A 23,835-nucleotide genomic window follows, 5' to 3' on the forward strand; every position below is an offset into this window, starting at 1 on the left:
CCGGCGGGGACGGGCTCGAAGGAAGATCAGCCCAAGCTCGCGACCCACTCCGAGCTGCCGTCGACGAAGGACTGCTCCTTCCAGATCGGCACCGACGCCTTGATGTCGTCGACCAGTGCCGCGCAGGCTTCGAAGGCCGCTGCGCGGTGGGCCGAGGCCACGGCGCAGGCGAGGGCGAGGTCGCCGACCACGAGGTCGCCGACCCGGTGCACGGCGGCGATCCGGACGTCGGGCCAGCGCTCGGCGATGCGGCGGGCGGAGGCGAGGAGTGCGGCGGGGGCGTCCGGGTGCGCCTCGTAGGACAGCCGGAGCACGCCGCGGCCCTCGTCGTGGTCGCGGACGACGCCCGCGAAGGTCACGACGGCGCCGTGCGTCGGGGAGTCGACCGCCTGCTCGCACTCGTCGACGGTGATGGCCTCGGCCGCGAGCCGGGCGAGGGCGACCGGCTCAGCGGGCATGGTCGCCGCCTCCGAGCTGATCGAGGAGGTGCCCGATCACCGGGTCGAGCACGTCGATCCCGTCGCGGACGCCGCCGGGGGAGCCGGGGAGGTTCACTACGACGGTGCGGCCGCTGACGCCGGCGAGCCCGCGGCTGAGCACGGCGGTCGGGACGTGGGCGGCGCCCTTGGCGCGCACCGCCTCGGCGAGGCCGGGCAGGGGCCTCTCCAGGAGGGGGGCGGTCTGCTCCGGGGTGACGTCGCTCGGGGCGACGCCCGTCCCGCCGGTGGTCACGACCACGTCGACTCCGCTGCCGATCGCGTCGGCGATCGCCTCGCCCACCGCGTCGCCGTCGGCCACGACGACCACCCGGGACTCCCAGCCGCGGGTGGTGAACCAGGCCTCCAGCGCCGGTCCCGTCCGGTCCTCGTACACGCCGGAGGCGGCACGGGTGGAGGCGACGACCGCCACCGCCCGCCGCGTCACGGGGTTCCTCCGCTCGTCCACGAGCCGCTCCTCCCGCCCGCCTTCGCGAGCACACGGATACCGGTGATCGCGGCACCGCGATCAACCGCCTTGATCATGTCGTAGACCGTGAGGGCGGCCACGCTGACCGCGGTCAGCGCCTCCATCTCGACGCCGGTGCGCCCGGTCGTGCGCACGCGCGCCTCGATCCGGACGCGGCCGTCCTGCGGCTCGAGGTCCACGTCGACGCCGTCCAGCGCCAGCGGGTGGCAGAGCGGGATGAGGGTCGAGGTCGCCTTCGCGCCGAGGATCCCGGCGATCCGCGCCACGCCGAGCGCTTCGCCCTTGGGCAGCTCGCCCTGCTCGAGGAGCCGCACCACCTCGGGCGAGGTCTCGACGTAGCCCTCGGCGACGGCGGTGCGCGCCGTGACCTCCTTCGCGCTCACATCGACCATGTGCACGGCTCCGTCGCCGCGCACATGGGTGAGCCGATCGCTCTCAGTCATCGATCCTCCAGATCTCGACCGTGTCGCCGGTCGCTGCGTGGTCCGTCCCGACGGGGACGTGGATGAGCACGGTGGAGCGGGCGTAGGACGCCAGCAGGTGCGAGCCGGGCCCGCCCACCGGGTGCACGAGGCCCTCGTCGTCGAGGACTCCGCGGCGGATCTGGTGCAGGTGCGCGGGCGAGTCGAGCGCCGTGCCGAGGCGCGCACGGAGCCGCGGCCGCTCGGCGGGCGTCCGTCCCGCGAGCGAGCGCAGCACGGGCCGGAGGAACACCTCGAACGAGACCAGGGCGCTCACCGGGTTCCCGGGAAGCGAGACGACCGGCAGGTGCAGCCCCTCGGCCACGCGCACGAGACCGAGGCCCTGCGGGCCGCCCGGCTGCATCTCGACGTGGCCGAACTCCGAGCCCGCCGGGCCGAGCGCGTCGCGGACGACCTCGTACGCGCCCGCGCTGACACCGCCGACCGTGATCACCAGGTCGGCCGCGCCCGCGTGCTCCTCGAGCAGCGCCAGGAGGTCCTCGGCCCGATCGCTCGTGCAGGCGACGACGACGGGCAGCGCGCCCGCCTCGCGGACGGCCTCGGCCAGCAGGGCGCCGTTCGCGTCGTGGATCTGCGCCTCCTCGAGGACGGCGCCTGCGGGACGGATCTCGTTGCCGGTGGGGACGACGAGCACCCGGAGTCGCGGCAGCACCTCCGCCTCGGTCAGCCCGAGGGAGGCGAGGAGTCCGTAGTGGGCCGCGCGGAGGACCGTGCCGGCCGGGAGGGCGAGCTCGCCGCGGCGGGCGTCGCTGCCCCGGGCTCGGACGAAGGTCGCCGGCACCACCGGGTGCGCGAAGGCGACGCTGCCCGCCGCGGGGAAGCGCGGAGGATCGACGCGCTCGACCGGGACGACGGCGTCGGCCCCCTCCGGCAGCGGCGAGCCGGTCATGATCGGTGTCGCCGTGCCGGGCTCGTGCCGCGGCGCCCGGTCGCCCGCGGGGATCGGCGCCGAGACGGGCAGGGCGACGGGATGCTCCGGCGCCGCCGCGTCGAGGTCGGCCGCCCGCACCGCGAAGCCGTCCATCTGCGAGTTGTCGAAGCGCGGCAGGTCGAGCGGGGAGTCGACGGAGCGGGCGAGGACCCGCCGGTCGTACGCGCCCGGATCGGCGGCGACGGCGGCCGGCTCCAGGCTCAGGGTCTCGCGGGCACCCCGCGTGGCCAGCGGCGCGAGCAGCGCCCGCACCCGGGCGGCGTGCAGGTCGATCGAGGTCATCGTGTCCTCTCGCGAGCGGCGGAGCCCGACCGGCGGCGGGACCGAGTCCATCTTGCCGGGTCGCGCCCGGTTCCGCGGCGTAGTGTGAGCGGATGAGCACAGCACTGGGGATCCCGGGCTTCCGGCCCCGACAGCGCAGCGCGGTCCTCCCGGCCGACCGCCCCGCCACCCCGCTCCTCCTGGACACCTACGGGCGCGTCGCGGACGATCTGCGGATCTCGCTGACGGACAAGTGCAATCTGCGCTGCACCTATTGCATGCCGGCGGAGGGCCTGCCGTTCCAGCCGCCCGCGTCCCTGCTCAGCCGCGAGGAGATCCTCCGCCTCGCGCGCATCGCCGTGGAGCAGTTCGGCGTCCGCCAGATCCGCTTCACCGGCGGCGAGCCGCTCCTGCGCAAGGACCTCGTCGACATCATCCGCGACGTCGCCTCCCTCGACCCGCGCCCCGAGATCTCGCTCACCACGAACGCGATCGGCCTGTCGGGTCGGGCGGCGGCGCTCGCCGACGCCGGCCTGAACCGCGTCAACGTCTCGCTCGACTCGATCTGCGCCGAGACCTTCGCGAAGGTCACCCGTCGCCCGTTCCTCGACCGCGTGCTCGCGGGCATCGACGCGCTCGGTCCCGCCGGCCTGGACCAGACCAAGATCAACGCAGTGCTCCTGCCCGGGATCAACGACCACGAGGCCCCGGAGCTGCTCGCCTGGGCCCTCGCGGGAGGCCACCAGCTCCGCTTCATCGAGCAGATGGCGCTCGACGCCGACCACGGCTGGGACCGCGCGACCATGATCACCGCCGCGGACATCCGGGCGCTGCTCTCGGAGCGCTTCTCGCTCAGCCCGCACGCGGCCCCCCGCGACGGCGCCCCCGCCGAGCTCTTCGACGTCCGCGAGGCCGGGGGGTCCGAGGTGCTCGGCCAGGTGGGGATCATCGCGTCCGTCACCGAGAACTTCTGCGACGACTGCCGCCGCACCCGGCTTACCGCCGAGGGAGGTGTCCGCAGCTGCCTCTTCTCGAACGAGGAGACGGACCTGCTCGGCCCGATGCGCGCGGGCGCGGACGACCACGAGGTCGCCCAGCTCTGGCGCGGGGCGATGTGGGCCAAGCCCGCGGGACACGAGATGAACCGGGCGGGCTTCGTGCAGCCCGAGCGCACGATGAGCGCGATCGGCGGATGAGCATGCGGGTCCGCTACTTCGCGGCGGCCAAGGCCGCCCTCGGCCGTGGTTCCGACGAGCTCGACGAGGTGCCCGACCTGGGCGCTCTCGAGGAGAGACTCGTCGCCTCCGCGCCCTCGGCCGCCGACGTGCTCGCACGGTGCACCTACCTGGTCGACGGCGTGTCGACCGCGAACAGGGCCACGCCGCTGCGTCCCGATGCCGCGGTCGACGTCCTGCCGCCGTTCGCCGGCGGCTGACCCCGAAGAGCCCTCCGTGACGAGCCGTCCTCGACCGGACCGGTGCGTCCGCTCCGCGCGGTCCGCAGCAGGTGCGTCCGCGCTTCTGGAGGACGCTGCATCCCGAGGACGGACTGGTCCTGTCCCGCCGCACAGGGACCCGCGGGACGCCTCCCTCGGACCCGCGTGCGGCGGGGCAGGACCGGATCAGCGGCCGATCCCGTGCGTCACGGGCACAGGACGTTGGTCATCGTGTCGAGCACGTTGCGGTTCTGCACGTCGAGGAATCCGAACGCCGAGGAGACTCCGGTGGCGACCAGCACGCCGCTGACGAAGGCCCGGCCGTCCCGGGTCACGTAGGCGTCCGGCGCGAAGATGGTGGCGTCGGAGGGCACACCGGAGGCGACGCGGATCTGCGGCTGCGTCCTGTCCGCGAACGCGCCGTACCGGACGAGAGCGCCGTTCTGGATCACGTCCACGACGTCACGGTTCTGTCGATCGCGGTAGGCGTCGGCACTGGTCACCCCGGTAGCGACCAGGATGCTGCTGTTGAAGAGGCGCCCGTCCGGCGTCAGGTGGTACGAGGGCGCCAAGGCGGTCGATCCTGCCGGAACGTTCCTGGCGTAGACCTGGTTCTTCGTGGAGGAGATGTAGCGGACTAGCTCCGAGCCGACGATCACGTCGATGACGTCGTTGTTGCTCTGGTCGCGGAAGGAGTCCGCGCTCGTCACTCCGGTGGTCACGAGGGCTCCGCCGGCGCGCCGCAGCTCGCCGTTCGGTGTGACGTAGAAGGCGGGCGCATGGACCGTCGATCCGGCCGGCACGCCGCTCCCGATGGCCTTCGGCGCGGCCTCTCCGGTGACGAAGCGGTAGAAGACGCCGTCGACGACGAAGTCGGCGACGTCGCGGTTCTGCTCGTCGCGGAAGCCCTGGACGCTGGTGACGCCGCGCGCGATCCGCCCCCCGCCGTGATAGAGCTCGCCCGACTCCGTCAGGTAGTACCGGGGTCCGACGGTCTTGGCTCCCGAGGGCACGTTGCCGTTCGACTCCGTCGTCGTCCGTCCGCCGTCGGTGACGTACCGGACGGCGGTCCCCGTGGTCGCGGTGGTGCTCGCGGTCGCCGTCGCGCCCGCGGCGCCGGAGACGGCGGAGAGGGTGATGCCGTTCTGCGCCACGTTCCCGGCCGTGACCGGGATGCTCACGCGTCCGTCCGCGCCGGTCGTCGCCCTGACGGTCTGCGCGCCGCCGCTGGTCAGGCCGGCGGGGAGAGTGATGGCGACCGTGTCGCCGGCAGCGGGAGCGCCGTTGGTCGTGGCGAGGACGGAGACCGTTCTCGTGGTGCAGGCGGGGAAGGAGTACGCCGGGGCGTCGAAGGCGAGGGTGAGGCCGGTGGACGCGGCGGCCGCGGGGGTCGCGACCGCCGCGGCGACGACGGGGACGGACCAGGCCGCACCCGACATGATCGTCCGCCGGGCGAGCCCCCCGCGGGTCGAGTCGATCCGCGGTGGGAGGGAGCGCGAGTGCGCTGCCGTCGGGTCCAGGGCGTTGGTGTCCGTCATGGTGTTCCTTTTCTTTCTTTCGTGCGAGGGGTGGTGGACGCGCCGATCCTGCCGAACGTCCGGCCTCCGGTCGACGCGGAACGGGCCGCGACGAGGTTCCATGCCCGACCGTGGACGTTCCGTCGCGCCGCCGGACCGGGGGAGCCGCTCAGGCCGCCTCCTCGCCGGGAGCCCGTCCGGCGCGGGGGGCGCGGCGGCCCACGTCAGCTCGCGTCGTCGATCCGGCGGAGGGTCCGCTGCATGTGGATCCGCGAGCTGAAGCCGGCCGACCGCGCCACGCGGTCCAGGTCCGTCGCCGCCCGCGGGCCGAGCTCGTCGAGGAGGCGCTGCGCCTCGAAGGCCCGCGCGCGCTCGATCCGCTGACGAGGGGTGGTGCCGGCGGCCGAGAACGCCCGGTGCAGGTGGCTGACCGACACGCCGAGGCTCTCCGCAAGCGTCTCCACCGTGAAGGAGCGGTCGCGGTAGTGCCGCTCGATCAGGCGCGTGCCGTTCGCATACACGGCGGCGGGGGACCGGTCCTCCCGGTCGGAGGAGGGCAGCAGCGCCGAGAAGGCCGAGGCCAGGAGGTGCTCGCTCGCGATCTCGAAGTGCTCGAAGGCCGCGTCCGAGGGCTCGACGCCGAAACTGAGGACGGTGTTCGCCGCACCGGTGAGTGCGCGCCAGTAGGCCTCGGGGAGGGCGAGGACCCGGTCCGTGAGCGAGGCGAACTCGCTCGCGCGGAGCACCGAGGGGCGCAGCTGCCACTCGAAGCGCGCCCACGGACTGAGCGCCGCCGCGTACTGCACCGTCGAGGCGCGGGTCACGAGAGCGCTGCCGGCCGGGAGCCGGTGGTCGCGGCCCCGGGCGGAGAGGCGGCCGGTCCCGTCGAGGCTGAAGAGCACGCGGAGCCTTCCGGGATGGGGGAGGACCTCGAACTCCCCGGTCTGCAGCCAGGCGCGGCTGAGGCTGAGGCGCGGCGAGACGATCGCGTCGCAGACGGCACCTCGCGGCAGGGGGCGCCGCGGAATCCAGCCGAGCCGACGCAGCCGCCTCTCGGCGGGACTCCAGACCCCGGGCATCACGCCTCCGCGCCGGGGTCGGGCGGGTCGGGAGGATCGAGCAGCGCCGCCTGCCGCGCGGAGTGCGGTGAAGGCGTCGGCATGGGTGCTCTCCTCGGAACGGTGGCCGCGAGCACGCCACCGCCGATCAGCTTCGGACACTGCTCCGCCCTGATCCGCGGAGAAGGACGGATCCTCTCCGCTGCGAGCACCGAACATCCCGGGTCGCCGATCGGCAGGGCGCTGGGTGCGCCTCACCCCTCCCGTTCCACGGCGCACGCGGCCGCGGGGCGGGTCACCGCTCCCGCCACGACGCCATCCCGCCGTCGAGCGAGTCGGACGCCACGCCCGCCGCCGCCGCGCGCTCCGCCGCGAGACGCGACCGGACCCCGGAGGCGCAGTGCAGCACGAGCGGACCGGCCGGCAGAGCGGCGGGGTCGAAGCGCGACATCGGCATCCGCACGGCACCGGGCACCGCGACGGACCGGTCCTCGTCGTCCTCGCGGAGGTCGACGACGGTCGGGGGCATCGGCCCGGCCAGCCGCTCCCGCAGCTCGGCCGCCGTGATCGAGCCCGCCGCGGCCCGCCGCTCCGGGACCGGCGGCACCCGCCGCTCGAGAGGGAGCTCGGCCCAGGAGGAGTCGAGAGCGTCGTGCACGAGGACGCGACCGAACAGCGGCTCGCCCGCCCCGGTCACGAGCTTGACGACCTCGGCCGCCATGGCCGAGCCGATCAGCGCGCAGAGCGCGCCCAGCACGCCCACCGTCGAGCAGCTGTCGCCCGCGTCCTCGGCCTCGGGGTGCAGCGCGCGCAGGGTCACCCCTCCGCCCGGGGCGCCGGCCCAGAAGGTCGAGAGCTGCCCGTCGAAGCCGAGTGCCGATCCCCACACGTGCGGGATCCCGGCGCGCGTCGTCGCGTCCGAGGCGAGGTAGCGCGCGCCGAAGGTGTCGAAGCCGTCGACCACGACGTCCCAGCCCGCCACCAGGGCGTCGACGTTGGCCGAGGTCAGCGACACCGGGAAGGCCCGGGCGTCGATGCCGGGGGAGAGCCGCCGCGCGGTCGCCGCCGCCGACTCCGCCTTCGACCGGCCCACCGAGGAGTCGTCGTGCGCCGTCTGCCGCGCCAGGTTCGAGAGCTCGACGACGTCGCCGTCCACGATGCCGAGCCGCCCGATCCCGGCCGCGGCGAGCGCCGTGATCACCGGCGAGCCGATGCCACCCGCGCCGAGGATCAGCACGCGCGCGTTCCGGAGGCGCCGCTGTCCGACCTCCCCGAGGGGCGCCAGGCGGATCTGCCGGGCGAACCGCTCGCGCTCGGCGGCGGTCAGCGGCGGTCCGGGCTCGACGAGCGGGGTCATGGGAGCTCCTTCCTCCCCTGGCCCTCGTGGGCGACGGGGGTGAAGCCGACGGCCTCGTTCACGGCGAGCATCGGTCGGTTCTCCTCGGCGTTCCAGGTGTAGACGGCCCGGCAGTCCGGGGCGGTCCCCACCGCATCGCCGATCGCGGTCAGGGCGAGGAAGTCGCTCCAGCCGTCGGCGCCCACGGCCTCGGGGATCGCGAGCTCGCGGATCCGGAGCGCCGGGTCGGAGGTGCGGTTCACCACCCCAGTGTGCACGTCCCGGCGCCCGCGGCGGCCTCCTGCGCCTGTTCCGGTGCGGGATCGCGGCGGTCCGTCGGCCGGTCGGGGCTCCGCCTCCCGGCCCGGCCGCGGCCGTCGGCTACCGTGGAGGCGTTGTGGACGGGAGCGAGGCGGCCGGGTGTACCTGAAGAGCCTGACCCTCAAGGGGTTCAAGTCCTTCGCTCAGCCGACCACGTTCGCCTTCGAGCCGGGGGTCACCTGCGTCGTCGGCCCCAACGGCTCGGGCAAGAGCAACGTCGTCGACGCGCTCGCCTGGGTGATGGGGGAGCAGGGGGCGAAGACGCTCCGCGGCGGCAAGATGGAGGACGTCATCTTCGCGGGCACCTCCACCCGCGGACCCCTCGGCCGCGCCGAGGTCGCGCTCACCATCGACAACTCGGACGGCGCCCTGCCGATCGAGTACACCGAGGTGACGATCACCCGGACCCTCTTCCGCAACGGCGGCAGCGAGTACGCGATCAACGGACGCGGCTGCCGGCTGCTCGACGTGCAGGAGCTGCTGAGCGACTCCGGTCTCGGGCGCGAGATGCACGTCATCGTGGGGCAGGGACAGCTCGACGCCGTGCTGCACGCGACCCCCGAGGAGCGGCGCGGGTTCATCGAGGAGGCCGCCGGGATCCTCAAGCACCGACGCCGCAAGGAGAAGACGCTCCGCAAGCTCGAGGCGATGCAGGCGAACCTGACCCGCCTCTCCGACCTTGCGGGCGAGATCCGGCGCCAGCTCAAGCCCCTCGGGCGCCAGGCCGAGGTCGCACGGCAGGCTCAGACGATCGCCGCCGTGGTGCGCGACGCCCGGGCGCGCCTGCTCGCCGACGACGTGGTCGAGCTCCGGACCGCTCTGGACGGCTTCGCCCGCACCGAGAGCGAGCGGCACAGCGAGCGGGTGGTCCTGCAGCAGCGGCTCGAGCAGGCGACGCTCCGGCGAGCGCGGATCGAGGCGGAGGTGGTCGGCGACGCGGTCGACGACGCCCGGCGCACCTCGTTCGAGCTGGAGTCGGTGCAGGAGCGGCTGCGCAACCTCTCGGCCCTCGCCGGGCAGCGGCTCGCGATGCTCGAGCTCGAGTCCGAGCAGCCGCAGATCCAGCCGCGCGTGACGCCGGCGCAGGTGGAGGAGGCGCGGGTCGAGCTGGAGCGCCTGCGGCAGGCCGTCCTCGACGCGGAGTCGGCGTGGGTCCAGGCGCAGGGCACGACCGTCGCCGCCCGCTCCGCCCTCGACGCGGTCGACGAGGAGATCGCCGCGCAGGCGGCCCTCGTCTCGCGCTACGACCTCGAACTCTCCACCCTCTCGGGGCAGGCCGACACCGCCGCCTCCCGTCTCGCGTCCGTCCGGGGCGAGGTCCTGCGCGCGCAGAACACCCTCGACGCGGCCGACCGGCGGAAGGAGGCGGCGCGGCGGGCGCTCGACGCTCTGGAGGCCGAGCTGGACGACGCGGGCCGCGGCCCCGACGGCGGCCTCGACGAGGGCTACGAGCTCGCCCAGTCCGCGGTCTCGGCCGCCGAGGGCGGGATCGAGCGGCTGCGCGAGGAGCTGCACGCCCTGGAGCGCGAGCGCGAGGCGCTGGCCGCCCGCACGGGTGCCCTGTCGCTGGCCCTCGACGTCTCGGACGGCTCGGCCGAGCTGATCGCCGCCCGGATCGAGGGGGTGCGCGGCCGGGTCGCCGAGCGGATCCAGGTGCGGCCGGGCTCCGAGGCCGCGATCGCCGCCGCCCTCGGCGCGGTCGCCGACGCCGTGCTGGTCGAGTCGACCGCCCGGGCCGACGCGGCTCTGGACGCCGCGCTGGAGCGCGACCTCGGACGCGTCGAGCTGCTGGTCGCCGACGCCGCCCGGCCGCACGTCGCTCTCACCGTTCCCGAGGGGGCGGAACGCGCGGGCGACCTCGTCACGGCGCCGGCCGGGGTCCTCTCGCTCCTCGAGCGTTTCCTCGTGGTCGAGGACCTCGCCGCGGCGCGGCGCCTGAGGGAGCGCATCGACCCGGGCACCGTCCTGGTCACCCGCGACGGCGCGACCGTCTCCGACGCCGTGCAGAGCGCCGGCTCCGGCGGGCAGCGCAGCCGGATCGAGCTCGTCTCCGAGCGCGACTCGGCCGCCGCCCGGCTGGAGGAGGTCGAGGGCGGGATCGACCGGCTCCGCTTCGAGCTCGCCGAGCAGACCGGTGCGCTCCGCGGCGCGAAGGAGCAGGCCGCGAGCGCGCTCTCGGCCCTCCGCGAGCACGACGCCGCCCGTGCCGCCCACACCGAGCGGCTCGGCGGCGTGCGCGCCCAGCTCGAGGCGGCCACCGCCGAGCACGGCCGGGGCTCGAGGGCGCTGGCCGTCGCCTCGGACCGGGTCGGCGACGCCGAGCGCGCGGCCCAGGAGGCGAGGTCGGCGCTCGACGCCGCGCGCGCCCGGCCTCGGCCGGTGCTCGACGCGAGCGCCCGCGACGGTCTGCAGCGCGACGTCGACACCGCACGCGAGCGCGAGATCGAGGCGCGGCTCGGCGTCGAGACCGACAAGGAGCGGGTGCGGGCGGAGCAGTCCCGCGGGGAGGCGCTGGCCCGCCAGCTGGCCGCCGACCGCGCCGCCGCCGACGAGGCCGCGCGCCGCGCCGTGATCCGCCGTCGCCAGCGCGACGCCGCGGCCGAGGTGACCGCCGCGCTCCCCGCCGTCCTCGCCTCCGTCGACCGCTCCGTCCAGCAGGCCCGGGCCGAGCTCGTCGCGGCCGAGGCGGCGCGCTCGCAGCAGAACGCCGAGCTGCAGGGGCTCCGCCGCGAGGAGGGGAGCGTGCGCGACCGGCTCCAGTCCGTCACCGAGAGCGTCCACGGCCTCGAGCTGCAGATCTACGAGAAGAGGCTGCAGCTCACCGGTCTGCTCGAGCGCGCCGCGTCCGAGCTCGGGCTCGCCGAGGACGTGCTGGTGGAGGAGTACGGTCCCGGAGTCGGCGTCCCCGACGAGACGGACGAGGAGCAGGAGCCGCGGCCCTACGTCCGCGAGGAGCAGCGCCGCCGCCTCGAGAAGGCCGAGAAGCAGCTCGGGCAGCTGGGCCGCGTCAATCCGCTCGCGCTGGAGGAGTTCGCCGCGCTGGAGCAGCGGCACGCGTTCCTGACCGAGCAGCTGGCCGACCTCACCGGGACCCGGCGCGACCTGCTCACCATCATCGAGGAGCTCGACGAGACGATGCAGACCGTGTTCGCCTCCGCGTTCGACGACACGCAGGCGGCGTTCGCGGACGTGTTCCCCGTCCTCTTCCCCGGCGGCACCGGCAGCATCCGGCTGACCGACCCGGAGAACCTGCTCACCACCGGCATCGAGGTCGCGGTGCGGCCGGCCGGCAAGAAGATCGAGCGGCTGTCGCTCCTCTCCGGAGGGGAGCGCTCGCTCGCGGCCGTGGCGTTCATGGTCGCCATCTTCAAGTCGCGGCCGAGCCCCTTCTACATCATGGACGAGGTGGAGGCCGCCCTCGACGACGCGAATCTCGGCCGACTGCTCAGCATCTTCGAGGACCTGCGCACCTCGAGCCAGCTGATCGTCATCACCCACCAGAAGCGGACCATGGAGATCGCGGACGCCCTCTACGGCGTGTCGATGCGGCAGGACGGCGTCTCGGCCGTCGTCGGCCAGCGCGTCGCCGCGCCCCCGGCCTGAACCCGCCTCCCCGACCGCTCGGAGGCGCGCCCGCCGGTAGCCTGGACCCATGGCAGAACGCACCTCCTGGTCGCTCGGCCGCGCACTGCGCGGCCTGTTCGAGAAGCGCACGATCGACGACCAGACCTGGGACGACCTCGAGACGGCGCTGATCACCGCCGACTTCGGCCCCGACATCACCGAGGAGATCGTCGACGACCTCCGCGCCAAGGTGGCCCGATACTCCACCACCGACCCGCGCGACCTCCAGCGGATGCTCCGCGAGTCCCTCGAGGAGCGCCTGTCGAAGTACGACACCACCCTCAAGCTCAGCGAGCGCCCCGCCGTGATCCTCGTGGTCGGCGTGAACGGCGTCGGCAAGACCACGACCATCGGCAAGTTCGCCAAGTTCCTCCGCAACTACGGCCGGAGCGTCGTGGTCGGCGCGGCCGACACCTTCCGCGCCGCGGCGGTCGACCAGCTCGCCACCTGGGCGCAGCGCGCCGACGCCCAGATCGTCCGCCCGCAGCAGGAGCGCCAGGATCCGGCGTCCGTCGCCTTCCAGACCGTGCAGTTCGCGAAGGACACCGGCGTCGAGATGGTCATCATCGACACGGCCGGCCGCCTGCACACCAAGGGCGGGCTGATGGACGAGCTCACGAAGATCAAGCGCGTCATCGAGAAGCAGGCCCCGATCTCCGAGATCCTGCTCGTGCTCGACGCGACGACCGGTCAGAACGGGCTGAGCCAGGCCGAGGCGTTCATCGAGCACGCGGGCGTCACCGGCCTGGTCATCACCAAGCTCGACGGCTCAGCGAAGGGCGGCTTCGTCCTCGCGGTCCAGGAGCGCACCGGCATCCCGATCAAGCTCGTCGGCCAGGGCGAGGGCATCGGCGACCTCACCGGCTTCACCCCCCACGTCTTCGCCCAGCAGCTCGTCAGCTGAGCGGCCCCGCCCGGGACGACGCGCCGGCGCCGTCCCGGTGGCGGGCTACACGGCCTGCGAGAAGCCCAGTGCCGCGTCGGCGAGGTGGCGCAGGTGCTCCGGGACCGGCAGCCCCTTCGACTCCATCGAGCGCGCCCAGAGCCGGCCGGCCCGGTAGGAGGAGCGGACCAGGGGCCCCGCGAGGACGCCGAGGAAGCCGATGTCCTCGGCCTCTTCCTTGATCGCCACGAACTCCTCCGGGTGCACCCAGCGGTCCACCGGCAGATGCCGCGGCGTCGGGCGGAGGTACTGCGTGATGGTCACGATGTCGGTGCCGGCGTCGTAGAGGTCCTGCAGCGCCTGCGAGATCTCCTCCCGCTCCTCGCCCATGCCGAGGATGAGGTTCGACTTCGTGATCAGCCCCGCCTCCCGGCCCTGGGTGAGCACGTCGAGCGAGCGCTCGTAGCGGAAGGCCGGCCGGATGCGCTTGAAGATCCGCGGCACTGTCTCGACGTTGTGGGCGAACACCTCCGGCTCCGCGTCGAACACCCGCTGCAGGTGCTCGGCGCGGCCGGTGAAGTCCGGGACCAGGATCTCGACCCCCGTGCCCGGAGCCTGGGCGTGGATCTGGCGGATGGTCTCGGCGTAGAGCCAGGAGCCCTCGTCGGGCAGGTCGTCGCGGGCGACTCCGGTGACGGTCGCGTAGCGGAGGTTCATCCGCGCCACGGACTCGCCGACGCGCCGGGGCTCGTCCGCGTCGTAGTCCGCGGGCTTCCCGGTGTCGATCTGGCAGAAGTCGCAGCGGCGGGTGCACTGGGCGCCCCCGATGAGGAAGGTCGCCTCTCGGTCCTCCCAGCACTCGAAGATGTTGGGGCAGCCCGCCTCCTGGCAGACGGTGTGCAGCTCCTCGCTCTTCACCAGCGACTGCAGCTGCCGGTACTCCGGGCCCATCGAGGCCTTCGTTCGGATCCACTCGGGCTTGCGCTCGATCGGCGTCTCGGCGTTGCGGATCTCCAGCCGCAGCAGCTTGCGGCCGCCGGCCTCGGCGCTCACGCGGCGACCTCCTCGATGCGGGCGGAGAAGGCGGGGGCCGCCTCCGAGAAGCGCGCCGCCACCCGCGCCCGCACCGCCTCCATGGGCGGAGCTTCGCCGCGCTCGCGCTCGAGCGTGGTCACTCCGGCGTCGGCGATGCCGCAGGCGACGATGCGGGCGTAGGGCTCGAGGCTGTTCGAGACGTTGAGGGCGAATCCGTGCATCGTCACGCCCGAGGCGACGCGGATGCCGATCGCGGCGATCTTGTCGGCGCCGCCGTCCCTCGGGATCCACACTCCCGAGCGCCCGTCGACGCGCCGCCCTTGCACGCCCAGGTCGTCGAGAGCGGCGATCAGCACGCCCTCCAGCGAGCGGACGTAGGCGACCACGTCGACGGGCTCGCCGAGCCGCACGATCGGGTAGCCGACGAGCTGCCCCGGGCCGTGCCAGGTGATCCGCCCTCCGCGGTCGACGTCGACCACGGGCGAGCCGTCGACCGGGCGCTCGTGCGCCTCGGTGCGCTTGCCTGCGGTGTAGACGGAGGAGTGCTCGCAGAGCACGAGGGTGTCCGGCCTCGAGCCCGCCACCACCTCGGCGTGCAGGCGGCGCTGCAGCTCCCAGCCGTCGGCGTAGTCCAGGGGTTCCGCGGAGTCGCCCGCCACCAGTGTCTCGATCACCGGGCCACCCTAGCCCTGTTCTTGGACCCGGACCAGTTAATCCGCTCCGCGGTGATCGCGCCGATCGCGAGCCGATCGGCGGCCCCGCCCGCCGACCCTCCGGGCCTCAGGTAGAATTCCGGGCATCATGGCTACTTTCGGCACCCTCTCCGATCGACTCGTCGAGACCTTCAAGAACCTCCGGACGAAGGGCAAGCTCTCCGCGTCGGACGTCGACGGCACCGTCCGCGAGATCCGGCGGGCCCTCCTCGACGCCGACGTCGCGCTGGAGGTCGTGAAGGAGTTCACCGGCAAGGTGCGCGAGCGCGCCCTCGGCGACGAGGTCAACAAGGCGCTCAACCCGGCCCAGCAGGTCGTCCAGATCGTCAACGAGGAGCTCGTCGCGATCCTCGGCGGGCAGTCGCGCCGGCTCGAGTTCGCCAAGCGCCCGCCGACCGTCATCATGCTCGCCGGCCTCCAGGGCGCGGGCAAGACGACCCTCGCGGGCAAGCTCGGCAAGTACCTCGGCAAGGACGGCCACACCCCGCTGCTCGTCGCGGCCGACCTCCAGCGCCCCAACGCCGTGCAGCAGCTGCAGGTCGTCGGCGAGCAGGCCGGAGTCGCGGTCTACGCGCCGGAGCCGGGCAACGGCGTCGGCAACCCGGTCATGGTCGCTCAGAACGCGATCCGCTTCGCGACCGACAAGCAGTACGACACGGTCATCATCGACACGGCCGGACGCCTCGGCGTCGACGCCGACATGATGAAGCAGGCCGCCGACATCCGCCGCGTCACGAACCCCGACGAGGTCCTGTTCGTCATCGACGCGATGATCGGCCAGGACGCGGTCGCGACCGCCAAGGCCTTCCAGGAGGGAGTCGACTTCACCGGCGTCGTCCTCTCCAAGCTCGACGGCGACGCCCGCGGAGGCGCGGCGCTCTCGGTCGCCTCGCTCACCGGCCGCCCGATCCTCTTCGCCTCCACGGGCGAGTCGCTCGACGACTTCGAGCAGTTCCACCCCGACCGCATGGCGAGCCGCATCCTCGACCTCGGCGACGTGCTGACCCTCATCGAGCAGGCCCAGTCCGCGTTCGACGAGGACGAGGCGCGCAAGATCGCCGAGAAGATCATGGGGGACACGTTCACCCTCGACGACTTCCTCGGCCAGATGCAGCAGCTGCGCAACATGGGCTCGATCAAGAAGATGATCGGCATGCTGCCCGGCGCGAAGGGCATGCGAGAGCAGCTCGACCAGTTCGACGAGCGCGAGATCGTGCGCACCGAGGCGATCATCCAGTCTATGACGAAGGCGGAGCGGGTCAACCCGAAGCTGCTCAACGGCTCGCGGCGCCTGCGCATCGCCCGCGGCTCCGGCATGACGGTCACGGACGTCAACCAGCTCGTCCAGCGCTTCGAGCAGGCCGCCAAGATGATGAAGACGGTCGCCAAGGGCGGCATGCCCTCGGTCCCCGGGATGGGCCCCGTGCCGGGCGCCGGCTACCAGGGCCGCCCGAAGCCGCAGAAGAAGAAGAGCAGCAAGTCCGGCAACCCCGCCAAGCGCGCGGCCGAGAACGCGGCGATCACCTCCGGGCCCCGCGCGGGCGACGCGGGCGGCTCCGGCTTCGGCCTGGGGGGCGGCGCCGGCAAGGGCGCCCAGCCCACGCCGGAGGAGCTCGAGCAGCTGCAGAAGCTCCTCGGGCGATGAGGCGGGTCGCGGCCGGACGCGCGGGCGGGATCCTCGTCCTCGCGGCCGTGCTCGGGCTCACCGGCTGCGCCGAGGGCTCCGGGGTCGACGCGATGTCGGCGCCCTCCCCGGAGGACCTGGTCGGCCGCTGGGTGACGGGCGTGTCCTACGACGCGCCCGACGTGCCGTTCCTCCTGATCGCGGAGGACGGGTCCTGGACGGGCTCGGACGGATGCAACGGCGCGCAGGGCGAGTGGTCGATCGATCAGGAGGGCGCCCTCACCGTCTCGGCCGGGCCGAGCACGCTGATCGCCTGCGACGGCGTCGCACTGCCGATGATCTTCTCGGAGGCGGCGATGGCCTCGATCGACGGCGGACGGCTCCGCCTGTTCGACGACGAGGGGGCCACCGTCGTCAAGCTCGCCCGCTCCACGAGCGACGAGGCGCCCTCGGCGTCGCCGGACCCGGCGGGGGAGTAGCGCGCCGTCCCTCCGGGGGCCGCAGCGGGGATCCCCGTGAGGCGCACCGCTCGCTAGCGTGAGGGCATGACAACCGCACACGCGCGCCCCGTCCGCATCGGCGTCCAGATCGCACCGCAGCACGTCCCCTACGAGGTCATCCGCGACACGCTCGCCGAGCTCGAGGACCTCGGCGTCGACATCGCCTTCAACTGGGACCACTTCTTCCCGCTCTCGGGAGAGCCGAACGGCCTGCACTTCGAGGGCTGGAGCATGCTCGCGGCCTGGGCCGAGCAGACCAGCCGCATCGAGTTCGGCCCGCTGGTCACCTGCAACAGCTACCGGAACCCCGACCTCCTCGCCGACATGGCGCGCACGGTCGACCACATCAGCGCCAAGGGCGCCGAGGGCCGTCTGATCTTCGGCATCGGCTCGGGCTGGTTCGAGCGCGACTACGAGGAGTACGGCTACGAGTTCGGCACTCCCGGCTCCCGCCTCGACGAGCTCTCCGAGGCGATGCCGCGCATCCGCAGCCGGTGGTCGATGCTCAACTCGGCGCCCACCCGCGACATCCCGGTGATGATCGGCGGCGGCGGCGAGAAGAAGACGCTGCGGATCGTCGCCGAGCACGCCGACATCTGGCACAGCTTCTCGGACGTCCCGACGCTCGAGCGCAAGCTCGGCGTGCTCTCGGAGTGGTGCGGCCGCGTCGACCGCGACCCGGCCGCGATCGAGATCTCGACCGGCGCGAGCGTGCGCGGCGGTGTCGGCGACGCCTCCTTCGATGTGCTCGACCAGCAGTACGACCTGGGCGCCCGCCTGTTCACGCTCGGCATCACCGGTCCGGACATCGACCTCGCGCCCGTGCGCGACCTGCTCGGCTGGCGCGACGGCCGGAACAGCACCGCCCGCTGACCCGGCGGGGCGCCGTCACGGCGGCGCCCCGTGTCGGAGTCAGGCCGCCTGCGCGTCCGTCGCCTTCTGGCCGGTCGGTACCGCCCGGGCGAGGCCGGACTTCTCGGCCGCCACCTCGAACGCGTCGGCCAGGGCGCGCTGGCCCTCGACGGTGGGATGCACGCCGTCCTCGCCGAGCAGCCCGTCCTCGCGGAGGGGGTCCGGGTACTCCAGCGCCCCGCCGCCGGCGGCCGTCACGGCCTCGACCAGCGCCGCGTCGTACTCGTCGAGATCGGAGGGGCGCGGGTCGGGGCCCCAGACCGAGTCGAGCGCGATGAGCCGGGCCGAGGGCGAGGCGGACACGATCGCGTCCACCGCCGGCCCGATCGCGGCGTCCACGTCCTCCGGATCCCAGCCCAGGTCGTTGCTGCTGGCGATCAGCACGATCGCGTCGGGCCGGGTGTCGGCGATCTCCTCCGCGCGGTCGCCGATCGCGACGCCGCAGTCGCCCGGCTCGATGAAGCCGCCGCCGTCGCAGCCCAGGTTCGTGACCTCCCAGCCGAGGTCGTCGCCGACGAGAGCGGGCCAGGCCTGCTCCGGGTCGACCGTCAGACCGCGCACGATGCTGTCGCCGACGATCGTCACCCGGGAGCCGGCGGGAAGAGAGCCGCCGATCGAGAGCGGCAGCGGATCGGCGGTGACGGTCGGGAGGGGAGTGGCGGTGCCGGCGGGGGACGCGGTCGCCGGGCCGGTCGTCGTCGAGGACGAGCAGCCGGCGAGGCCGAGGGCCAGCGCGCCGATCGCGGCTGCGGCGAGGAGGACGGGACGCGTCATGAGCGGGGATCCCGGAGCCCGTCGCGCAGCTCGCCCGCGAGCGCCCGGACCACCGCCTTCAGGTCGCCGTCGTTCGCCGCCGCCGTCCGCAGCTGGCGCTGGTAGCTCGCTCCCGCGACCAGGATCAGCTCGACGTCGCCGAGCTCCTTCACGCAGTCGAGACGCTCGGCGACCGGTGCGAGGGTGACGAGCAGGTCGCGGATGTCGTCGGTGACCAGCCGCTCCGCTCCAGCGGCGTCGAGGATGATCTCGGCGTCGAGTCCGTAGCGCGCCGCGCGCCACTTGTTCTCGCGCACGTACCAGGGCTGCATCGTCGGCAGGTCCTCGCCCGCGTCCAGCCGCGACGAGAGGTGCTCGACGAGGCACTGGATCAGCGCGGCGACCGCTCCGATCTCCTCCGCGGAGGAGAGGCCGTCGCATGCGCGCATCTCGAGCGTGCCCCACTGCGGCGAGGGGCGGATGTCCCAGCGGACCTCCGTGTGGTCGTCGATGACGCCGGTGCGCATCATGTCGTCGACGTACTCCTCGTAGTTCGCCCAGGCACCGAACTGCGGAGGCAGGCCCGCCGTCGGCAGCTGCTGGAACATCAGCGCGCGGTTCGAGGCGTAGCCCGTGTCGACTCCGCCCCAGAACGGGCTCGACGCCGAGAGCGCCTGCAGGTGCGGGTAGTAGTCGAGCAGGGAGTTGAGGATCGGCAGCACCTTGTCGCGGTGCTCGATGCCGACGTGCACGTGGATGCCCCAGATCATCATGTTCCGGCCCCACCACTGGGTCCGGTCGATGAGGCGGTGGTACCGCTCCTTGTCCGTGATGGCCTGGTCGAACCACTGCGCGAACGGGTGCGTGCCCGAGCACACGAGGTCGAGTCCCATGGGGTCGGTGATCTCGCGCACCTGCCGCAGCTGGTCCTGCAGGTCGGCGACGGCGTCGCGGACGGAGGTGTGCACTCCGGAGACCAGCTCGACCGTGTTGCGCAGGAGCTCGCCGGTGATGTGCTGGTGCGGGGCGCCGTCGTCGCTGCGGAGCGCCTCCAGCACCACATCGGCGACGTTGGCGAGATCGCCCGTCTGCCGGTCGACGATCGCGACCTCCCACTCGATCCCGAGCGTCGAGCGGTCTGATGCGGCAAAGCTGATCTCCATGGCGTGGTCCTCATCGGATCCGGGCGTCCGCCGATCGGGACGCGCCTCGCCATCCTGCCACCTGCGGCCGGGGCGGACGCCGAGCCCCGGCGGAGGCCTTCCGGGTCCCGCGCGGCCCGCTCCCGCGAGGGTGCCGCTGGTCGGCGGCGTGCCGGGCCCGCACCGGGGCGGTTTTTCTGGCAGAATGATCCGTCGGGTCCGAGGCGGTCGACCCTCTACTCACCGCCGACGAAACCCCCTCGAGCTTCCGCCGGGTGTGCCCCCACGCTCACGGCTCAGTTCATCCATCATCGACCGGACACCGGTCAACGACCACACAGGAGAATTGTGGCTGTCAAGATTCGTCTGAAGCGCCTCGGCAAGATCCGGGCGCCCTACTACCGCATCGTCGTCGCCGACTCGCGCACCAAGCGCGACGGCCGCGTGATCGAGGAGATCGGCAAGTACCACCCGACCGAGCAGCCCTCGTTCATCCAGGTCGACTCGGAGCGCGCGCAGTACTGGCTCGGAGTCGGCGCGCAGCCGACCGAGCAGGTCGCCGCGATCCTCAAGCTGACCGGCGACTGGGGCCGCTTCAAGGGCGACGCCGACGCCGTCAGCACCGTCCAGGTGAAGGAGCCCAAGGCTCCGTTCGTCGTCGACGCGAAGAAGAAGCCCGTCCTCAAGCCGAAGTCCGAGGCTCCGGCCAAGGCCGCCCCGGTCGAGGACACCGCCGACGAGACCTCCACCGAGGCGTAGTCAGTGCTCGCTCCCGCCGTCGAACACCTCGTCAAGGGGATCGTCGAGAACCCCGATGAGGTCAGTGTCGTGGCCACGAGCTCCCCGCGCGGAGAGGTCCTCGAGGTGCGCGTGCACCCCGAGGACCTCGGCCGCGTGATCGGACGCTCCGGTCGCACCGCCAAGGCCGTCCGCACTCTCGTCGCCGCGCTCGCCGACGGGCGCCGCGTGCGCGTCGACGTCGTCGACACCGACAAGTAGAGGTGTCGGTCACCGGACCGGGCACGACGCAGCTCCGCGTCGCCCGACTCACCAAGGCACACGGGCTCAAGGGCGCCATCAAGCTCGAGCTCTACACGGACGAGCCCGACAAGCGCTTCACCCCCGGATCCACGTTCACGCTGCAGGTCCCGCGCACCTCCGAGTGGCACGGCAGGAAGCTCGAGCTCGTCGAGCTTCGCTGGTACAACAGCCACCCCGTCGCATTCTTCCGAGGCGTCGACGACCGCAACGCCGCTGAGACCCTCCTGAAGGCGATCCTCTGGATCGACGAGGAGGTGCAGACCCAGCCGGGCGAGGACGACTCCTGGTACGACTACCAGCTGGTCGGCATGAAGGTCGTCCGCGACGGCGTCGAGGTCGGCACCGTCCGCCGCGTCGACCACTTCCCCGCGCAGGACCTGCTCATCGTCGGCACCCCCTCCGGCGAGGTGATGGTGCCGTTCGTGAACGCGATCGTCCCCTCCGTCGACGCCGCGGCCGGGATCGTCACGGTCACGCCTCCGATCGGCCTGTTCGAGGAGGCCCCCGAGGAGGAGCCCGCCGCGGTCGACCTCAGCGGTGTCGACCTCGCGGACCCGGCGCTGAGCGCGCCTGCGGACGCCGACGCGACGGACGCCTCCGATGACGCGGACTCCGCTGACGCGGACGCCGCTCTCGAGGAGCCCGCCGACGACGAGCCCCCGGCCGCCTCCGAGGAGGAGCCCCGGTCGTGAGGATCGACATCGTCACGATCTTCCCGGAGTTCTTCGGCGTGCTCGACATCAGCCTGCTCGGCCGTGCTCGGCAGAGCGGGCTGATCGAGCTCGGCGTGCACGACCTGCGGGACTTCACCCACGACCGCCACCGCACCGTCGACGACACGCCCTACGGCGGCGGCGCCGGCATGGTGATGCGACCGGAGCCGTGGGGCGAGGCGCTCGACACGATCCTCGACGGCGCGGACGACCCCGTCGTGATCTTCCCGTCGCCCGCGGGCGAGCTGTTCACCCAGGCGACCGCCCGCGAGCTCGCGGAGGAGTCCACCCTCGTCTTCGGCTGCGGCCGCTACGAGGGCATCGACCAGCGCGTCGTGGACCACACCGCCGAGCGCGCGCGGGTCCGGCTGATCAGCCTCGGCGACTACGTCCTCAACGGAGGAGAGGTCGCCGTGATGGCGATGATCGAGGCCGTCGGACGCCTGGTCCCGGGCGTGGTCGGCAATCCGGCGAGCCTGGTCGAGGAGAGCCACTCCGACGGGCTGCTCGAGTACCCGAGCTACACCAAGCCGGCCTCCTGGCGGGGCCTCGACGTCCCTCCGGTGCTCCTCAGCGGCAACCACGGGGCGATCGCCGCCTGGCGCCACGAGCAGAGCGTCGAGCGCACGCGCCGCGTCCGCCCCGAACTGCTTCCCTAGCCCCGCGGCGCACGGTCACCGAGCCGCGAGGGCCAGGTGCCGGTCGCGGAGGGCGAGGAAGAGGGGGAACGCGAACGCGAGGGCGACCAGCGGCGCGAGCAGCACCAGGATCCACACGCGGCGCATCCCGATCCGGCGGCCCTCCACCACCATGAAGGCGACGGCCGCGATCGCGACGACCAGCAGGTCGGTCGAGAACGACGACACCCACGGCCCGCCCGCGGCGAGGCCGGCGAGGACGTCCGCGCCCTCCTGCATCGCCCTCACGTTCCAGGTCCAGGTCCCGATCAGCCCGGCGAGGGCGAGGACGAGGTAGACGATCCCGAGCGGCGTCCAGCCGCGGAGCAGCCGGCTCATGCGCGGGCCTCCGTTCGTGCGAGGGTGAGGATCGTCCCTCCGGCGAGGGCGACCACCGCCACAGTAGCGACGACGAGGGTCAGCGCGTCCGGTGCGGTCAGCGCCTGTCCGCGCAGCGCCTGCCAGCAGGTGAGGGCGACCGCGGCCGCCCAGCCCGCCGAGGCCAGTGCGACGAGCCGCAGCCGGGTGGATCCGGGGCGCAGCACGGGGATCCGCGGTGCCAGCCGTCCGAGCAGCAGCGCGAGCAGCGGGAGCCCCTGCAGAGCGTGCATCCCGACGAAGTGCGGGATGCGCAGATCGCCCCCGATGGTGCTCCAGCCCAGGAGGGGGAGGCCGGGTCCGCCGTCCGCGACTCCGACGGCGTGCGCGCCGACGACGCCCTGGTAGTCGCTGATCTGGCCGGGCGAGGGCCCCGTCATCAGGAACGCGAGGGCCATCCCGACGAGCCCGATCACGAGTCCGGCGCGGACGGCGAGCGTCAGCGCAGGGTCGCCGAGCGGCACCCGCGCCAGGAGGGCGGCGAGGACCAGCGTCGCCAGCCAGACCACCACGATCGAGACGGCCATCGAGGCCCAGAGCGCGGCGTGCAGGGGAGTGGAGACGTCGAAGTGGCTGCGCTCGCCGACCAGGGCGGCGCCTCCGATCACGACCATCTCGACCGCCAGGCCGACTGCCGCGACCGTGCCCAGCGCTCGGGCGGGGCGGCGCCGGCGGGGCACGAGCCCGATCAGCCAGGCGAGCGTCACGGCGTACAGTGCGATCGAGAGGCAGAACTTCAGCGGCTTGCCCCAGAGCGGCTGCCCGCCGAGCTCGCGGGGATCGACGACCAGCGCGATCGCGCTGAGGAGGGCGCCGACCGCCATCGCGGCAGCGAGCACCAGGAGCGGCCGGTGCGGAGCAGCGGAGGCTGTGGGCGCGGGCGTCTCGGTCGCGGCGCTCATCGGGGCACCTCCGTCGGGCCGAAGCGGCTCTGCGTCTCGCGCGCCTGGGCGACGCACCGGAGCGACTGCAGCACCACGTCTCCGAGCGCGGTGCCGACGGCGGCGACGGCGGCCTGCTCGCTCACGCTCTCGCGGGCCTGCAGCTCGTCGAGGTCGGCGGAGGCGACGAGGGCGGCGGCGCGGGCGTAGGTCTCGAGCCAGCCGGCGCTCATCGGTCCGGTGGAGAGCTCGAGCGCGTCGAGCGCCCGTGCCGCCGTCGCGACGGCAGGGTGGCCGCAGTGGTCGGAGCCCGCGGCCTCGGCGATCCGCCGCGTCGACGCCTCGGTGGCGGACGCGGTCGAGTCGGCGCTCACGGAGACCACGTCCTGCGCCACCTCGAACGCTGCTGTCGGACCGACGCCCGCGTCGAGCGCGGCCGTGATCCGCTTCGCGCCGGCGATACCGACGCCGCCGCTCTCGATGAGCGCCCGGAGCAGCGTCAGGCGGGCGACATGGGCGTCCCCGTACTCCGCCCGCTGGGGGCCGGCGGCGTCGCCCGGCGGCAGCAGCCCCTCCCGGATGTAGTACTTGATCGTGGGCAGGCTGACGCCGCTGCTGCGGCTGAGCTCCGAGATTCGCACGTGGACAGTAT

26 protein-coding genes are annotated in these 23,835 nt (G+C 73.5%); 11 read left to right on the forward strand and 15 right to left on the reverse strand.

From position 1 onward, the window contains the following. Positions 1-26 precede the first annotated feature (26 nt). Genes C5C63_RS09400 through glp form a run of 4 tightly spaced genes read right to left on the reverse strand, consistent with a single transcriptional unit; the run spans position 27 to position 2,661 of the window. Positions 27-458 (reverse strand): molybdenum cofactor biosynthesis protein MoaE, encoded by a 432-nt coding sequence (locus C5C63_RS09400; protein ID WP_104226891.1) that lies wholly within the window; start codon positions 456-458, stop codon positions 27-29. After that, complete coding sequence (locus tag C5C63_RS09405; protein WP_244229433.1) at positions 448-945, reverse strand: molybdenum cofactor biosynthesis protein B; 498 nt, start codon at positions 943-945, stop codon at positions 448-450. Before C5C63_RS09405 ends, C5C63_RS09400 begins: the two co-directional genes overlap by 11 nt. Continuing rightward, on the reverse strand, positions 921-1,409 hold the full coding sequence (gene moaC / locus C5C63_RS09410; RefSeq protein WP_104232482.1) for a cyclic pyranopterin monophosphate synthase MoaC: 489 nt from the start codon (positions 1,407-1,409) through the stop codon (positions 921-923). Before moaC ends, C5C63_RS09405 begins: the two co-directional genes overlap by 25 nt. Beyond that, a complete protein-coding gene (gene glp, locus C5C63_RS09415) occupies positions 1,402-2,661 on the reverse strand; it encodes a gephyrin-like molybdotransferase Glp (RefSeq protein WP_104295490.1) in 1,260 nt (419 codons plus the stop codon). Before glp ends, moaC begins: the two co-directional genes overlap by 8 nt. Before the next feature lie 92 nt (positions 2,662-2,753). Here glp and moaA point away from each other — a divergent pair, with 92 nt between their 5' ends. Together moaA and C5C63_RS09425 are read left to right on the forward strand one after the other, a co-directional pair. Next, positions 2,754-3,836, forward strand: a complete 1,083-nt coding sequence (gene moaA, locus C5C63_RS09420) for a GTP 3',8-cyclase MoaA (protein WP_104226889.1) — start codon at positions 2,754-2,756, stop codon at positions 3,834-3,836. Next, the gene (locus C5C63_RS09425) at positions 3,833-4,075 is read left to right on the forward strand and encodes a MoaD/ThiS family protein (protein WP_104247637.1); all 243 of its coding nucleotides are present in this window, start codon (positions 3,833-3,835) and stop codon (positions 4,073-4,075) included. The genes moaA and C5C63_RS09425 overlap by 4 nt, the downstream gene beginning before the upstream one ends. 206 nt (positions 4,076-4,281) lie before the next feature. Here C5C63_RS09425 and C5C63_RS09430 read toward each other — a convergent pair whose 3' ends face one another. From C5C63_RS09430 to C5C63_RS17520, 4 genes are all read right to left on the reverse strand, one after another. Continuing rightward, complete coding sequence (locus tag C5C63_RS09430; RefSeq protein WP_104325925.1) at positions 4,282-5,613, reverse strand: hypothetical protein; 1,332 nt, start codon at positions 5,611-5,613, stop codon at positions 4,282-4,284. A 203-nt stretch (positions 5,614-5,816) separates the two neighbouring features. Next, a complete protein-coding gene (locus tag C5C63_RS09435; protein WP_104267284.1) occupies positions 5,817-6,671 on the reverse strand; it encodes an AraC family transcriptional regulator in 855 nt (284 codons plus the stop codon). Between the two features lie 274 nt (positions 6,672-6,945). After that, the gene (locus C5C63_RS09440; RefSeq protein ID WP_104325926.1) at positions 6,946-8,007 is read right to left on the reverse strand and encodes a ThiF family adenylyltransferase; all 1,062 of its coding nucleotides are present in this window, start codon (positions 8,005-8,007) and stop codon (positions 6,946-6,948) included. After that, positions 8,004-8,249: a hypothetical protein gene (locus C5C63_RS17520; protein WP_146086019.1), complete on the reverse strand. Its 246-nt coding sequence runs from the start codon at positions 8,247-8,249 to the stop codon at positions 8,004-8,006. The genes C5C63_RS09440 and C5C63_RS17520 overlap by 4 nt, the downstream gene beginning before the upstream one ends. Before the next feature lie 157 nt (positions 8,250-8,406). Here C5C63_RS17520 and smc point away from each other — a divergent pair, with 157 nt between their 5' ends. Together smc and ftsY are read left to right on the forward strand one after the other, a co-directional pair. Beyond that, entirely contained in the window at positions 8,407-11,910 is a 3,504-nt protein-coding gene (gene smc, locus C5C63_RS09450) for a chromosome segregation protein SMC (protein ID WP_104325928.1), read from the forward strand. 49 nt (positions 11,911-11,959) lie between these two features. Next, positions 11,960-12,835 (forward strand): signal recognition particle-docking protein FtsY, encoded by an 876-nt coding sequence (ftsY, locus tag C5C63_RS09455; RefSeq protein ID WP_104223920.1) that lies wholly within the window; start codon positions 11,960-11,962, stop codon positions 12,833-12,835. Between the two features lie 45 nt (positions 12,836-12,880). On the opposite strand, the gene lipA is transcribed toward ftsY, so the two are convergent. Together lipA and lipB are read right to left on the reverse strand one after the other, a co-directional pair. Then, positions 12,881-13,867 (reverse strand): lipoyl synthase, encoded by a 987-nt coding sequence (gene lipA, locus C5C63_RS09460; RefSeq protein ID WP_104226884.1) that lies wholly within the window; start codon positions 13,865-13,867, stop codon positions 12,881-12,883. After that, positions 13,864-14,523, reverse strand: a complete 660-nt coding sequence (gene lipB / locus C5C63_RS09465) for a lipoyl(octanoyl) transferase LipB (protein WP_104269060.1) — start codon at positions 14,521-14,523, stop codon at positions 13,864-13,866. The genes lipA and lipB overlap by 4 nt, the downstream gene beginning before the upstream one ends. A gap of 127 nt (positions 14,524-14,650) precedes the next feature. Here lipB and ffh point away from each other — a divergent pair, with 127 nt between their 5' ends. The 3 genes from ffh (at position 14,651) to C5C63_RS09480 (ending at position 17,559) form a co-directional block, all read left to right on the forward strand. Further along, complete coding sequence (gene ffh, locus C5C63_RS09470) at positions 14,651-16,207, forward strand: signal recognition particle protein (RefSeq protein WP_104325929.1); 1,557 nt, start codon at positions 14,651-14,653, stop codon at positions 16,205-16,207. After that, positions 16,204-16,665 carry an META domain-containing protein gene (locus C5C63_RS09475; protein ID WP_104325930.1) on the forward strand — a complete coding sequence of 154 codons (462 nt, stop codon included), beginning with the start codon at positions 16,204-16,206 and terminating at the stop codon, positions 16,663-16,665. The genes ffh and C5C63_RS09475 overlap by 4 nt, the downstream gene beginning before the upstream one ends. Before the next feature lie 66 nt (positions 16,666-16,731). Next, positions 16,732-17,559: an LLM class F420-dependent oxidoreductase gene (locus C5C63_RS09480; protein WP_104325931.1), complete on the forward strand. Its 828-nt coding sequence runs from the start codon at positions 16,732-16,734 to the stop codon at positions 17,557-17,559. 39 nt (positions 17,560-17,598) lie between these two features. On the opposite strand, the gene C5C63_RS09485 is transcribed toward C5C63_RS09480, so the two are convergent. Further along, positions 17,599-18,372, reverse strand: coding sequence for an SGNH/GDSL hydrolase family protein (locus tag C5C63_RS09485; protein WP_104325932.1), 774 nt, complete (start codon positions 18,370-18,372; stop codon positions 17,599-17,601). Then, positions 18,369-19,514, reverse strand: coding sequence for a glutamate--cysteine ligase (locus C5C63_RS09490; protein WP_104260574.1), 1,146 nt, complete (start codon positions 19,512-19,514; stop codon positions 18,369-18,371). Before C5C63_RS09490 ends, C5C63_RS09485 begins: the two co-directional genes overlap by 4 nt. Positions 19,515-19,841: 327 nt before the next feature. Between C5C63_RS09490 and rpsP the strand changes: the two genes are divergently transcribed. The 4 genes from rpsP to trmD are packed head-to-tail and all read left to right on the forward strand — an operon-like array spanning position 19,842 to position 21,906. Then, positions 19,842-20,252 (forward strand): 30S ribosomal protein S16, encoded by a 411-nt coding sequence (rpsP, locus tag C5C63_RS09495; protein ID WP_104223912.1) that lies wholly within the window; start codon positions 19,842-19,844, stop codon positions 20,250-20,252. Positions 20,253-20,255: 3 nt separating this feature from the next. After that, positions 20,256-20,492 carry an RNA-binding protein gene (locus C5C63_RS09500; protein WP_068210678.1) on the forward strand — a complete coding sequence of 79 codons (237 nt, stop codon included), beginning with the start codon at positions 20,256-20,258 and terminating at the stop codon, positions 20,490-20,492. Between the two features lie 2 nt (positions 20,493-20,494). Next, positions 20,495-21,226, forward strand: a complete 732-nt coding sequence (gene rimM, locus C5C63_RS09505; protein WP_104325933.1) for a ribosome maturation factor RimM — start codon at positions 20,495-20,497, stop codon at positions 21,224-21,226. Continuing rightward, the gene (gene trmD, locus C5C63_RS09510) at positions 21,223-21,906 is read left to right on the forward strand and encodes a tRNA (guanosine(37)-N1)-methyltransferase TrmD (RefSeq protein ID WP_104226875.1); all 684 of its coding nucleotides are present in this window, start codon (positions 21,223-21,225) and stop codon (positions 21,904-21,906) included. Before rimM ends, trmD begins: the two co-directional genes overlap by 4 nt. 15 nt (positions 21,907-21,921) lie before the next feature. Here the strand turns inward: trmD and C5C63_RS09515 are convergent, their stop codons facing one another. From C5C63_RS09515 to C5C63_RS09525, 3 genes are read right to left on the reverse strand one after another with little or no spacing between them, the layout of a single operon-like run. Beyond that, the gene (locus tag C5C63_RS09515; protein WP_104325934.1) at positions 21,922-22,263 is read right to left on the reverse strand and encodes a DUF2834 domain-containing protein; all 342 of its coding nucleotides are present in this window, start codon (positions 22,261-22,263) and stop codon (positions 21,922-21,924) included. Continuing rightward, on the reverse strand, positions 22,260-23,204 hold the full coding sequence (locus C5C63_RS09520; protein ID WP_104325935.1) for a hypothetical protein: 945 nt from the start codon (positions 23,202-23,204) through the stop codon (positions 22,260-22,262). Before C5C63_RS09520 ends, C5C63_RS09515 begins: the two co-directional genes overlap by 4 nt. After that, positions 23,201-23,824 (reverse strand): MerR family transcriptional regulator, encoded by a 624-nt coding sequence (locus C5C63_RS09525; protein ID WP_104325936.1) that lies wholly within the window; start codon positions 23,822-23,824, stop codon positions 23,201-23,203. Before C5C63_RS09525 ends, C5C63_RS09520 begins: the two co-directional genes overlap by 4 nt. Positions 23,825-23,835: the final 11 nt, after the last annotated feature.

Origin of the sequence: Rathayibacter sp. AY1B8, assembly GCF_002932775.1 — a bacterium.
Taxonomy (GTDB): Bacteria; Actinomycetota; Actinomycetes; order Actinomycetales; family Microbacteriaceae; genus Rathayibacter.